This window comes from Actinopolyspora xinjiangensis, assembly GCF_900104475.1.
Taxonomy (GTDB): Bacteria; Actinomycetota; Actinomycetes; order Mycobacteriales; family Pseudonocardiaceae; genus Actinopolyspora; species Actinopolyspora xinjiangensis.
Map to the genome: position 1 here is coordinate 384,472 of NZ_FNJR01000004.1, position 12,172 is coordinate 396,643.

The following is a 12,172-nucleotide window of genomic DNA, read 5'->3' on the forward strand; positions in this document are numbered from 1 at the left end:
AACTCCGGAAAAACCGTGCGGCGCCCCGGACGCTGTCACGGACCGCCGCACGGCGGGACCTGCCCCGGACGGCTCAGCCCTTGGTCCAGGACATCAGGGAACGGAGTCGCTTGCCGACCTCCTCGATCTGGTGATCATTGCCCGCGGCCTGCAGCTTGTTGAACTCGGGCCTGCCCGCTTCGTCCTCGGCCACCCACTCCTTGGCGAAGGAACCGTCCCGGATCTCGGAGAGCACCTGGCGCATCGAGGCCTTGACGTGCTCGTCGATGACCCTGGGGCCCCGGGTGAGATCACCGTACTCGGCGGTGTCACTGCAGGAGTAGCGCTGGCCGGCGATGCCGCCCTCCCACATCAGGTCCACGATCAGCTTCAGCTCGTGCAGCACCTCGAAATAGGCGATCTCCGGCTGGTAACCGGCCTCGACGAGCACCTCGAAGCCGGACTGCACCAGCGCGCTCGTGCCGCCGCAGAGCACGGCCTGCTCACCGAAGAGATCGGTCTCGGTCTCCTCGGTGAACGTGGTCTTGATGACCCCGGCCCGCGCACCGCCGATACCGGCGGCGTAGGCGAGGGCGAGCTGCTGCGCCGCGCCGCTCGGGTCCTGCTCCACCGCGATCAGGCACGGCACCCCCTTGCCGTCCACGAACTGGCGGCGCACCAGGTGTCCCGGCCCCTTGGGGGCCACCATGGCGACGTCCACATCGGACGGAGGCTGGATCAGGCCGTAGCGGATGTTGAAACCGTGCCCGAAGAACAACGCGTCCCCACTGTTGAGGTTGGGCGCGATGTCGTCGGCGTAGATCTGACGCTGCTTGGTGTCCGGTGCGAGGATCATGATGAGGTCGGCCTCGGACGCGGCCTCGGCGGGCGTGACGACCCGCAGCCCCTCCTCGGCCACCTTCTCACGCGACCTGGAGCTCTCCGGCAGCCCGATCCGGACGTCGACGCCGCTGTCGCGCAGGCTCAGCGCGTGCGCGTGCCCCTGGCTGCCGTACCCGATGATGGCGACCTTGCGTGACTGCACCCGGCCGAGGTCGGCGTCCGCCTCGTAGAAGATCTCAGTTGCCATTACCGTTCTCGTTTCCTTTCTGTAGCGAACCCGCGCCGCGCGCGGGTCAACGCACCGCCGTTGCCGTGATGGAACGCGCTCCCCGACCGATGGCGACCATGCCCGACTGGACCATCTCCCGGACGCCGTAGGGTTCGAGCATCCGTAGCAGGGCGTCGAGCTTGTCGGTGTCGCCGGTGGCCTCGATGGTCAGCGCCTCCGGCGAGGCGTCGACCACCTTCGCCCGGAACAGCTGCACGGTTTCCAGGACCTGGCTGCGCACCGAGGCATCGGCCCGCACCTTGACCAGCAGCAGTTCGCGCTGCACCGAGGAGTCCTGCTCCAGCTCGACGATCTTGATGACGTTGATCAGCTTGTTGAGCTGTTTGGTGACCTGCTCCAGGGGCTGCTCCTCCACCGAGACCACGATGGTCATCCGGGAGATCTCGGGATGTTCGGTGGGTCCGACGGCCAGGGACTCGATGTTGAAACTGCGCCGGGAGAACAGCCCGGAGACCCGCGAGAGCACACCGGGGACGTTTTCCACCAGCACGCTCAGTGTGTGTCGACTCATCGGCGCGTTCACCCCTCGTCGTCGTCGAACAGCGGGCGGATTCCACGCGCCGCCATGATCTCGTCATTGCCGGTGCCGGCGGCCACCATCGGCCACACCTGCGCGTCCTTGCCCACAACGAAGTCGATGACGACCGGTCGATCGTCGATCTCCATGGCCCGCTCGACGACACCGTCCACGTCGGAGGCGGCTTCGCACCGCATTCCCACACCGCCGAGGGCCTCGGCCAGCAGCGAGAAGTCGGGAATCCGGTGGTTGTGGGTGCCGAGGTCACTGTGTGAGTAGCGCTCGGCGTAGAAGAGGTTCTGCCACTGCCGAACCATACCGAGGTTTCCGTTGTTGATGACGGCGACCTTGATCGGCAAGCGTTCGATGGCGCAGGTGGCGAGCTCCTGGTTGGTCATCTGGAAGCAACCGTCACCGTCGATGGCCCACACCTGCCGGTCGGGCGTTCCGGCCTTGGCCCCCATCGCGGCAGGCACCGCGTAGCCCATCGTGCCGAGCCCACCGGAGTTGAGCCAGCTACGGGGCCGCTGGTAGCCGATGAACTGAGCGGCCCACATCTGGTGCTGTCCCACCCCGGCGGTGTAGACGGCCTCGGGGCCCGCCAGCTCACCGATCCGCTGGATCACGTACTCCGGGGATAGCGTGCCGTCGGCGGGCCAGTCGTAGCCCAGCGGGAACCGGTTCCGCCAGTCGTCGAGCTGAGTCCACCACTCGCCGAGGTCCGCGGCACCGTGCTCCCGCTCGGCGGTGTCCACGGCGTCCAGCAGTTCGGAGAGGACCTCCTTGCAGTCCCCGACGATGGGCACATCGGCGACCCGGTTCTTGGAGATCTCGGCCGGGTCGATGTCGGCGTGCACCACCTTGGCCTCCGGGGCGAAGCTCGACAGCTGGCCGGTCACCCGGTCGTCGAACCTGGTCCCCAGCGCGATCAGCAGATCGGAACGCTGCATCGCGGCCACGGCCGAGACCGTGCCGTGCATACCGGGCATGCCCAGGTGTGAGGGGTGCGAATCCGGGAACACCCCGCGCGCCATCAGGGTCGTCACGACCGGGATGCCGGTGCGCTCGGCGAGTTTGGTCAGTTCCTCGGAGGCGTTGGCCTTGAGCACTCCACCGCCGACGTAGAGGACGGGGCGCCGGGCCGAGGTCATCAGCCTGGCCGCTTCCCGAACCTGCTTGCCGTGCGGTTTGCCCACCGGGCGGTACCCCGGCAGCCGCTGCTCGGGAGGCCAGGCGAAGGACGTGTTCAGCTGCTGCACGTCCTTGGGGATGTCGACCACGACGGGGCCGGGACGCCCGCTGGAGGCGATGTAGAACGCCTCGGCGATGGTTCGCGGGATCTCGGCGGGATCGGTGACCAGGAAGTTGTGCTTGGTGACCGGCAGCGTGATGCCGCAGATGTCGGCTTCCTGGAAGGCGTCGGTACCGATCAGGCCGGTGGTCTGCTGCCCGGTGATGGCCACGATCGGCACCGAGTCCATGTGCGCGTCGGCCAGCGCGGTGACCAGGTTGGTCGCCCCCGGCCCCGAAGTGGCCATGCAGACTCCGGTCTTGCCCGTGGCCTGGGCGTACCCGGTCGCGGCGTGGCCCGCCGCCTGCTCGTGCCGAACCAGTACGTGGCGAACCTTGGTCGAGTCCAGCAGTGGGTCGTAGGTGGGAAGGATCGTCCCACCGGGGATGCCGAACACCACTTCGCAGCCCACGGCCTCCAACGAGCGGACCAGGGATTGCGCACCGGTGGTTCTTACCGGCGCCCCGTTGGGCGGAGCTGGTTTCGGACGCTGCCCCGGTGATGCCGCCGGGGCCGGATTCTGCCTGGTATTGGCGCTGGTCATCGATTCTGCCTCGTGGTCGATGAATGGGGCCGAGCACGAAAAAACCCCCGCCGGCACAGGGCCGAACGAGGGTTGGCGCGTCGACGTTTCGTACTCCTCAGGCGTCGACGCGCCCGGGAAGTACGAGAATGTCGTTACCGCGCTGCATGGCTCGAACATTAGACCCCGCTCGACGGGGAAGTCAAACCTACGGGAAAAGCTTCCCGGATTGTGGACACCACCGGACGCGAGACGCGCGTGACGGGTTTCGCCGGGAAAGACCGGACACCGTCGGAGCAGGAACACTCGGTCCCCCGGAGGAACGGACTGCGCAGCTGAGACCATCGGCGGGTGAACGACTCGCAGGAAAACGACCGACCCCACGACCCGGAAGCACGCGAGCCCGGGGAAGGGCCACAGCGGGAGGGGGACGCCGACGAGGGGACCGCCGGGTGGACTTCGCCTAACACCCCCGAGGAGTCGGAGGCGACCCCAGCGGGCACCACCGAGCGGGAACGACCGGACGAGGCGCCGGAGAGCGCCCCCGAGTCCTCCGGACGACGGGAGGAGCGACCGGAGCTTCCCTCCCGTCTGGTCTTCCGGCTCACGCGGGTGAGCCTGCTGGTGATCCTCGTGCTCGCGGTCTGCATCAGCCCGGTGGCGGCCTCACTGCCCTGGCTGTCGGTGCTGTACCTGGTACCACTGGGGCTGGTCCTGTGGGTGGTCCGGATGCGCACCGTCGTCGACGAGTCGGGCATCACAGCCCGCACTCTCACCGGAAGCACCCGCATGGCGTGGACGGAGATCAAGGCGCTGCGGCTCGACGAACGGCACTGGGTCCGCGCGGTGACCACTTCTGACCGGCAGGTCCGGTTGCCCGCGCTGCGGGTGCGGGACGTGCCCCGGCTGGCCGCGATGAGCGGTGGGCGGATCCAGGACCCGAGTCGCCCGGACGGCCCTCCCGAGGAGTGAACCCCACAGAACTCTCACGATGCGGACAATGCCAGGGCGTTCACGAGCACTGGGAGCTCCGGAGTAGTGTCGTGCTCACCGCGAACTCCCGGCGCCCACAAGGCGTGACCACGCCCCGCCCGCGTGGCGACATTCCCACGAAGTGAGAGCTTTCAACGATGCCCGAGTTGCGTTCCCGAACGACGACACACGGTCGAAACGCCGCAGGCGCCCGCTCGCTCTGGCGCGCCACCGGAATGACCGACGACGACTTCGGCAAACCGATCGTGGCGATCGCCAACTCCTTCACCCAGTTCGTACCGGGGCATGTTCACCTGCGCGACCTGGGCGAGGTGATCGCCGGAGCGGTTCGCGATGCGGGCGGCGTCCCGCGCGAGTTCCACACCATAGCGATCGACGACGGCATCGCCATGGGACACGGCGGGATGCTGTACTCGTTGCCCTCCCGCGAGCTGATCGCCGACTCGGTGGAGTACATGGTCAACGGGCACCAGGCGGACGCGCTGGTGTGCCTGTCCAACTGCGACAAGATCACTCCGGGGATGCTCAACGCCGCCATGCGGCTGAACATCCCGACGGTCTTCGTCTCCGGCGGTCCGATGGAGGCGGGCAAGGCGGTCGTGGTCGACGGCGTGGCGCACGCGCCGACCGACCTGATCACCACGATCGCGGCGTCGGCGAACTCGCGGGTCGACGACGAAGGACTGGGAGAGGTGGAGCGCTCGGCCTGTCCGACCTGCGGCTCCTGCTCCGGCATGTTCACGGCCAACTCGATGAACTGCCTGACCGAGGCCCTCGGCCTGGCGTTGCCCGGCAACGGCTCGACGCTGGCCACCCACCGGGCGCGGCGCGAGCTGTTCGAACGGGCGGGCAGCACGGTGGTCGAGCTCGCCGAACGGTGGTACCGGCACGACGACGAGTCCGCGCTGCCGCGCTCGATCGCGAACAAGCGGGCCTTCGAGAACGCGCTGGCGCTGGACGTGGCGATGGGCGGCTCGACCAACACGGTGCTGCACACCCTGGCCGCCGCGCGGGAGGGCGAGATCGATTTCACCCTGTCCGACATCGAGGAGATCAGTCGGCGCGTGCCCTGCCTGGCCAAGGTCAGCCCGAACTCCAACTACCACATGGAGGACGTGCACCGGGCCGGTGGCATCACCGCGATCCTGGGTGAGCTCGACCGGGGCGGACTGCTCAACCGTGAGGTCCGCTCGGTGCACAGCCCGAGCCTGGCCGCCTGGCTGTCCGAGTGGGACGTACGCGGCGGATCCCCCTCCGAGCGAGCGATGGAACTCTTCCACGCCGCACCGGGCGGGGTCCGCACCACCGAGGCGTTCTCCACCGACAACCGATGGTCCACTCTGGACACCGACGCGGCGGAAGGATGCGTCCGCGACGTGGCGCACGCCTACACCGCCGACGGCGGGCTCGCCGTGCTGCGTGGCAACCTGGCCGAGGACGGCGCCGTGGTCAAGACAGCGGGAGTCGACGAGGAGCTGTGGAGCTTCCGAGGGCCCGCGCGCGTGCTGGAGAGCCAGGAACAAGCCGTCTCGGCGATCCTCAACAGGGAGATCGAACCGGGTGAGGTGCTGGTGATCCGCTACGAGGGACCGGCGGGCGGCCCCGGCATGCAGGAGATGCTGCACCCCACGGCTTTCCTCAAGGGAGCACGAATGGACCGCGAGTGCGCCCTGATCACCGACGGCAGGTTCTCCGGCGGCACCTCGGGACTGTCGATCGGGCACATCTCCCCGGAGGCGGCCAACGGCGGCGCGATCGGACTGGTGCGGGACGGCGACGAGATCCGCATCGACGTACGCGAGCGCGCGCTCGAACTGCTGGTGGACGAACGAACACTGGCCGAACGCCGGGCGAAGATGGACAGCTCGGAGCACCCCTGGCGCCCGGTGGACCGACAGCGCCGGGTGAGTACGGCGCTGCGGGCCTACGCGAGCCTGGCCACTTCGGCGTCGTTCGGAGCGGTCCGGAGCATCGGCGGTTGAACCGGCCCCGTGGCCGGCGGGAGGTGCCCGCCGACCACGGGTCACCGGAGCACGAACAGCACCACCGCGGCGGCCGCCACGGCCAGCAGCAGTCCGGTCAGGCCGCTGGCGACCGGGCGTCGGAACCAGACCCTCCCGTTGTCCGCGGCGACGCGCCCCGGCCCCGCGAACAGCAAGGCGAGGGCCACGGCACCGAGCACGGCGGGGTACTCGACGCCACCCGACTCGAGGAAGAAACCCTCCGAACGCTGCGTGAACACCGCGTTGAGCATCACCCCGAGCAGCCCGGCCGCCGCCAACGGCGTGAACAGCCCCAGGACCAGCAGGATACCGCCACCGAACTCCACACCCCCGGTGACGGCGGCCAGCAACCGGGGGTACCGGAAACCGAGGTCGGTCAACATCCCGGCGGTGCCGTCCAGCCCCTGCCCGCCGAGCACGCCGAAGAGCTTCCGCGCACCGTGGGCGAGGAACACGCCTCCCAGCGCCAGGCGCAGCACCAGCAGCGCGAAGTCCGTACCGCCGCTCCACAGCCGACCGTTCACCGAATCCGCGAACTCGTCGTAGAGGTCGAGGTCGCGTTGCGGCGCCCGACCTTCAAGATCGGTGTAGGCATCGTCGTCGTAGTAGTCGAGTTCGACGGACCCGCCGTAGGGACGAGTGGGAGGTTCGTGCGCGCCGCTCACCGTGGCCTCCTCCCCCGGAACGGTCCAACCACCCTGCTCCCCCCGGACATCACGGTGATATCGATCATCGGGATACCCGCCCGCGGCACCGGGGCGGTCGTCGTGGATTCGCACGGGCGAAAGGCTAGGACACATCCGGCAAAATGTGCGAGCTTTTCATAAAAATCGGTCGCGACACCTCGGCCGGATTCGCGGCACTCACTCCGGATTAACCCCCGACGCGATATGGTCTGCGGACGTGGCAGTCCGAACCGGCGACCGACGCTCCGCTTCCCGTGCCGCGCACCGACGCACGGTGGCCGGGGTGGCGTTGCTCGCGGCCGCCCTGCTGGGGGGCTGCGCCGAGTTTCCCGACCAACACCCCGAGAGCTGGCGGGAACAACCCTCGTTGCGTCCGCAGGCGGGTCCCCAACCACGGATCGAAGGACGCCAACAGCCCCCCGACGAAGGACAAACCGAGGCCTCTCCGCCCGAGAACGCCGAACCGGACGGCTGCGAGGACCCCGATCCCTCAGTCGTGGCGACCTGCCTGGGAGCCGTGGGGGACGTGGCCGTACTGCCCGGCGGTCGCGGCGCGCTCGTCGGCGAGCGCAGGACGGGCAGGATCATGCTGGTCGAGCCGGGGTCCGAGCCCCGCGAGCTGGCCCGCGTGGAGGTCGATCCCACGGGCGGGGGCGGACTGACCGGGCTCACGCTCTCGCCGAGCTACGCCGAGGACGGCCTCCTCTACGCCTACGCCACCACCCCCACCGACAACCGGGTGGTCCGCATAGCACCGGGCGATCCCCCCGAGCCGATCCTGACCGGCATTCCGCGCGGCTCCGGCCGCAACGCGGGGGGCATCGCGACGAGCGGCTCGGAGGCGCTGTTGGTGGCGACCGGCGACGCGGGTTCTCCCGCCGAGGCGGACGACCGCTCGGTGCTGGCGGGCAAGGTGCTGCGGATCGACACCTTCGGCGACCCCGCGCAGGACAATCCCGACCCCCGCTCGGCGGTGATCGCCACGGGCCTGCGGGCTCCGGGCGGAGTGTGCACCCGGCCGAACACATCCTCTTACTGGGTGACAGACCGGCTCCCGGAGCGGGATGTGCTCTACCGGGGTTCCCCCGGCGAACGGTTGGGCTCACCCGCATGGTCCTGGCGGGATGGCCCGGGGGTCGCGGGCTGCGCCGCGAGTGAGGGGCTGCTCGTGGTGGCCCTGACCGACGCGTCGGCCGTCTACACCATGCGCCCCGGCCCCGAGGGGACGTTCACCGGCGAACCGGAACGGGCCCTCGAGGACGACTACGGACGACTCCGGGCGGCGACCAGCGGGCCGAACGGGATGCTGTGGCTCGGCACCTCGAACAAGGCGGGAGGAAAACCCGTGTCCAGTGACGACAGGGTGATCCGCATCCAACCCCCCAACGGGGGGACCGCGGGCAAGGAATGAGCGCTCCCGCGCGAGCGTCCGCCGCGCGGGAGCACTGGCCCCGGCGCGCTCGTACCGCACCGGGGAGGCCACTCACTGCTGGCCGCAGGCGGCCAGCACCAGTTCCCGGACGCGCTTGGCGTCCGCCTGCCCCTGGGTGGCCTTCATGACGGCCCCCACGATCGCTCCGGCGGCCTGCACCTTGCCGCCACGGATCTTCTCCGCCGCGTCGGGCTGGGCAGCCAACGCCTCGTCCACCGCCGCCTGCAGCGAGGAGTCGTCGGAGACGACCTCGATACCGTCGGCCGCGACCACCTCGTCGGGGTCGCCCCTGTCGTCGAGCACGCCGTCCACGACCTGGCGGGCCAGCTTGTGCGTCAGTTTGCCCTCGGCGACCAGTTCGATGACCCGGGCCACCTGGGCGGGCGTGACCGAGAGCTCGGCGAGCTCCACACCGCGCTCGTTGGCCCGCTGGCTCAGGTAGGCCACCCACCACGAACGGGCCTCCGACGGAGGCGCGCCCGCGTCCACCGTGGCCGCGACGAGGTCCAGCGCCGACGCGTTGACCAGGTCGCGCAGCTCCTCGTCGGAGAGTCCCCACTGCTCCTGGACGCGCTTGCGGCGCTCCCAGGGCATCTCGGGAAGCGTGCCCCGCAGCCGCTCCACCCACTCCCGCGAAGGGGCGATCGGTACCAGGTCGGGCTCGGGGAAGTAGCGGTAGTCCTCTGCCTCCTCCTTGCGCCTGCCCGAGGAGGTCTCACCGGAGGACTCGTCGAAGTGCCTGGTCTCCTGGATGATCTCGGAGCCGTTGACCAGCAGGGATGCCTGCCTGCGCATCTCGAAGCGCACCGCGCGCTCGATGCTGCGGAACGAGTTGACGTTCTTCGTCTCGGTGCGTGTACCGAACTCGCCGGAGCCCTTCGGGCTCAACGAGACGTTGGCGTCGCAGCGCAACGAACCCTGGTCCATGCGGACGTCGGAAACACCCATCGAACGCAGCAGATCCCGCAGGGCGGTGACGTAGGCGCGGGCCACCTCGGGAGCACGTTCGCCCGCCCCGGTGATCGGCTTGGTGACGATCTCGATGAGCGGCACACCGGCACGATTGTAGTCCAGCAGCGAGTGCTCGGCACCGTGAATCCTGCCGGTCGCACCGCCCACGTGCAACGACTTGCCGGTGTCCTCCTCCATGTGGGCGCGCTCGATGCCCACCCGGAAGACCTCGCCGTCGTCGAGCACGACGTCGAGACCGCCGTCGAACACGATCGGCTCGTCGTACTGCGAGGTCTGGAAGTTCTTGGGCATGTCCGGGTAGAAGTAGTTCTTCCGCGCGAACCTGCACCACTCGGCCACCTGGCAGTCCAGGGCGAGACCGATCCGGACCGCCGACTCCACGGCCGTGCCGTTGACGACCGGGAGCGCGCCCGGCATCCCCAGACAGACCGGGCAGACCCGGCTGTTGGGTTCGGCGCCGAACTCGTTGGCGCAGCCGCAGAACATCTTGGTGGCGGTGGAGAGCTCGACGTGCACCTCGAGACCGAGCACCGGGTCGAAACGTCGCAGAACCTCGTCGTAGTCCATGATCTCGGCGACCGCTGTCATTCTCGTTCCGCCTTACGTACCTCGCGAACAGCCAACGCCACTCCGGTGATCAGCCCGAGGACGGTGACGATCGCGTCTGCCATCACCAGCCGGTCGTTGTCCTTGCGCGCCTGGCGGATCTTCGCCCGCAGACCGATGCCGCGGGACAACTCCGCTCCGACGGCGAGCAGCGCTCGCAACTTGGGATTCATCAGGCGACCTCCAGCCGAGGAACGCGATCGAGCAGGGGAACTTCCGAAGCCGCGTCCCGTGCGGCCTCGTAGGCGGCACCCACACGGTAGAGCCGGTCGTCGGCCATCGGCGGCGCCATGATCTGCAGCCCCACGGGCATCCCGTCCTCGGCGGAAAGTCCCGAGGGCACGCTCATGGCGGCGTTGCCCGCGAGGTTGCTCGGGATGGTGCACAGGTCGGCCAGGTACATGGCCATCGGGTCGTCGACGCGCTCCCCGATGCGGAACGCGGTCGTGGGGGTCGTGGGGGACACCAGCACGTCCACCTGCGCGAAAGCGGCCTCGAAGTCCCTGGTGATCAGGGTACGCACCTTCTGCGCCTGGCCGTAGTAGGCGTCGTAGTAGCCGGAGGACAGCGCATAGGTGCCGAGCATGATCCGCCGCTTGACCTCGGGGCCGAAACCCTGCTCCCGGGTCAGCGACATGACCTCCTCGGTACTGCGCGTGCCGTCGTCGCCGACCCGCAGGCCGTAGCGCATGGCGTCGAACCGCGCGAGGTTGGAGGAGCACTCGCTGGGCGCGATCAGGTAGTAGGCGCCGAGGGCGTACTCGAAGTGCGGACAGGAGACCTCGACGACCTCGGCACCGAGCGAGGTCAGGGTGTCCACGGCCGCGCGGAACGAGTCCCGCACGCCCTGCTGGTAGCCCTCCCCGCCGAACTCGCGGACGACGCCCACCCGCACGCCGCGCAGGTCACCCGTGGCGCCCTCGCGGGCGGCGGCGGTCACCTTCGGGACCGGCGCGTCCACCGAGGTGGAGTCCATCGGATCGTGCCCGGCGATGACCTCGTGCAGCATCGCGGTGTCGAGCACGGTGCGCCCGCACGGTCCCGCCTGGTCCAACGAGGAGGAGAAGGCGACCAGGCCGTAGCGGGAGACCCCGCCGTAAGTGGGCTTGACCCCCACGGTGCCGGTGACCGCGGCGGGCTGACGGATGGAACCGCCGGTGTCGGTGCCGATCGCCAGCGGGGCCTCGAAGGCCGCCAGCGCCGCGGAGGAGCCTCCGCCGGAGCCGCCGGGAACGCGGTCGGTGTCCCACGGGTTGCGGGTCGGCCCGAACGCGGAGTTCTCCGTGGAGGAGCCCATCGCGAACTCGTCCATGTTGGTCTTGCCGAGGATCACCACCCCCGCGGCCCGGAGCCTGGCGGCCACGGTCGAGTCGTACGGCGGCGTCCATCCCTCGAGCATCCTGGAGCCGCAGGTGGTCGGCATGTCCGTGGTGGTGAGCACGTCCTTCAGCGCCAGCGGGACGCCCGCCAGCGGCGAGGGCGGTGTACCGTCGGCGCGCTCCTCGTCGGCACGGCTCGCGGCCGCCAGGGCCGCCTCGCGGTCCACGTGCAGAAAAGCGTGCACCGCCGGTTCGAGCGCCTCGAGACGGTCCAGATGCGCGCGGGTGACCTCGACGGCGGAGACCTCGCCCGCGGCTATCTTGGCTGCCAGTTCTGAGGCGGTGAGACCGGTCAGTTCGGTCGGCCCCGACCCCTCGGGGCCGGATGTGGTCGAGGTCATCACGCCTCCTCGTTCAGAATCCTCGGTACGCGGAACCTGTTCTCCTCGGTGGCCGGGGCCCCGGCGAGCGCCTGCTCGCGGGACAGCCCGTCGCGTACCTCGTCCGTTCGGAAAACATTGGTGACCGGCACCGCGTGCGACGTGGGCGGTATGTCGTCGGCGGCCACCTCACCCACCCTGGCGACCGCGTCGAGGATCACGTCCAGCTGGCCTGCGAACGTGTTCAGCTCTTCCTCGGAGACGGCCAGCCGTGCCAGGCCGGCGAGGTGTGCCACCTCGTCACGGGAGATCGTGGACAATGCGCGGACCCCCTGATCG

11 protein-coding genes are annotated in these 12,172 nt (G+C 69.6%); 3 read left to right on the forward strand and 8 right to left on the reverse strand.

Going from position 1 to position 12,172, the window contains the following annotated elements:
- Positions 1-73: 73 nt before the first annotated feature.
- The 3 genes from ilvC to BLQ75_RS08765 are packed head-to-tail and all read right to left on the reverse strand — an operon-like array spanning position 74 to position 3,463.
- A complete protein-coding gene (gene ilvC / locus BLQ75_RS08755; protein WP_092600406.1) occupies positions 74-1,069 on the reverse strand; it encodes a ketol-acid reductoisomerase in 996 nt (331 codons plus the stop codon).
- Between the two features lie 46 nt (positions 1,070-1,115).
- Positions 1,116-1,622, reverse strand: a complete 507-nt coding sequence (gene ilvN / locus BLQ75_RS08760) for an acetolactate synthase small subunit (protein ID WP_043572301.1) — start codon at positions 1,620-1,622, stop codon at positions 1,116-1,118.
- Positions 1,623-1,630: 8 nt separating this feature from the next.
- Positions 1,631-3,463 carry an acetolactate synthase large subunit gene (locus BLQ75_RS08765; protein ID WP_092600408.1) on the reverse strand — a complete coding sequence of 611 codons (1,833 nt, stop codon included), beginning with the start codon at positions 3,461-3,463 and terminating at the stop codon, positions 1,631-1,633.
- Between the two features lie 330 nt (positions 3,464-3,793).
- On the opposite strand from BLQ75_RS08765, the gene BLQ75_RS08770 reads away from it, so the two are divergent.
- Together BLQ75_RS08770 and ilvD are read left to right on the forward strand one after the other, a co-directional pair.
- The gene (locus BLQ75_RS08770; protein WP_092600410.1) at positions 3,794-4,414 is read left to right on the forward strand and encodes a PH domain-containing protein; all 621 of its coding nucleotides are present in this window, start codon (positions 3,794-3,796) and stop codon (positions 4,412-4,414) included.
- A gap of 158 nt (positions 4,415-4,572) precedes the next feature.
- Positions 4,573-6,417 (forward strand): dihydroxy-acid dehydratase, encoded by a 1,845-nt coding sequence (gene ilvD, locus BLQ75_RS08775; protein ID WP_092600412.1) that lies wholly within the window; start codon positions 4,573-4,575, stop codon positions 6,415-6,417.
- A 41-nt stretch (positions 6,418-6,458) separates the two neighbouring features.
- On the opposite strand, the gene BLQ75_RS08780 is transcribed toward ilvD, so the two are convergent.
- Entirely contained in the window at positions 6,459-7,217 is a 759-nt protein-coding gene (locus BLQ75_RS08780) for a DoxX family protein (protein ID WP_092600414.1), read from the reverse strand.
- Positions 7,218-7,341: 124 nt separating this feature from the next.
- Here BLQ75_RS08780 and BLQ75_RS08785 point away from each other — a divergent pair, with 124 nt between their 5' ends.
- Positions 7,342-8,535, forward strand: coding sequence for a PQQ-dependent sugar dehydrogenase (locus BLQ75_RS08785; protein ID WP_170837395.1), 1,194 nt, complete (start codon positions 7,342-7,344; stop codon positions 8,533-8,535).
- A gap of 72 nt (positions 8,536-8,607) precedes the next feature.
- Here the strand turns inward: BLQ75_RS08785 and gatB are convergent, their stop codons facing one another.
- From gatB to gatC, 4 genes are read right to left on the reverse strand one after another with little or no spacing between them, the layout of a single operon-like run.
- Positions 8,608-10,116 carry an Asp-tRNA(Asn)/Glu-tRNA(Gln) amidotransferase subunit GatB gene (gene gatB / locus BLQ75_RS08790; RefSeq protein WP_092600416.1) on the reverse strand — a complete coding sequence of 503 codons (1,509 nt, stop codon included), beginning with the start codon at positions 10,114-10,116 and terminating at the stop codon, positions 8,608-8,610.
- A complete protein-coding gene (locus tag BLQ75_RS08795; RefSeq protein ID WP_092600418.1) occupies positions 10,113-10,307 on the reverse strand; it encodes a hypothetical protein in 195 nt (64 codons plus the stop codon). Before BLQ75_RS08795 ends, gatB begins: the two co-directional genes overlap by 4 nt.
- The gene (gatA, locus tag BLQ75_RS08800; protein ID WP_092600420.1) at positions 10,307-11,854 is read right to left on the reverse strand and encodes an Asp-tRNA(Asn)/Glu-tRNA(Gln) amidotransferase subunit GatA; all 1,548 of its coding nucleotides are present in this window, start codon (positions 11,852-11,854) and stop codon (positions 10,307-10,309) included. The genes BLQ75_RS08795 and gatA overlap by 1 nt, the downstream gene beginning before the upstream one ends.
- Positions 11,854-12,153, reverse strand: coding sequence for an Asp-tRNA(Asn)/Glu-tRNA(Gln) amidotransferase subunit GatC (gene gatC / locus BLQ75_RS08805; RefSeq protein ID WP_092600422.1), 300 nt, complete (start codon positions 12,151-12,153; stop codon positions 11,854-11,856). Before gatC ends, gatA begins: the two co-directional genes overlap by 1 nt.
- Positions 12,154-12,172 lie beyond the last annotated feature (19 nt).

Coding starts and splice junctions, on each gene's coding strand:
- ilvN (WP_043572301.1), bottom strand. CDS start 1,622: ATGAGTCGACACACACTGAGCGTGCTGGTGGAAAACGTCCCCGGTGTG.
- gatA (WP_092600420.1), bottom strand. CDS start 11,854: ATGACCTCGACCACATCCGGCCCCGAGGGGTCGGGGCCGACCGAACTG.
- BLQ75_RS08795 (WP_092600418.1), bottom strand. CDS start 10,307: ATGAATCCCAAGTTGCGAGCGCTGCTCGCCGTCGGAGCGGAGTTGTCC.
- BLQ75_RS08765 (WP_092600408.1), bottom strand. CDS start 3,463: ATGACCAGCGCCAATACCAGGCAGAATCCGGCCCCGGCGGCATCACCG.
- gatB (WP_092600416.1), bottom strand. CDS start 10,116: ATGACAGCGGTCGCCGAGATCATGGACTACGACGAGGTTCTGCGACGT.
- ilvD (WP_092600412.1), top strand. CDS start 4,573: ATGCCCGAGTTGCGTTCCCGAACGACGACACACGGTCGAAACGCCGCA.
- ilvC (WP_092600406.1), bottom strand. CDS start 1,069: ATGGCAACTGAGATCTTCTACGAGGCGGACGCCGACCTCGGCCGGGTG.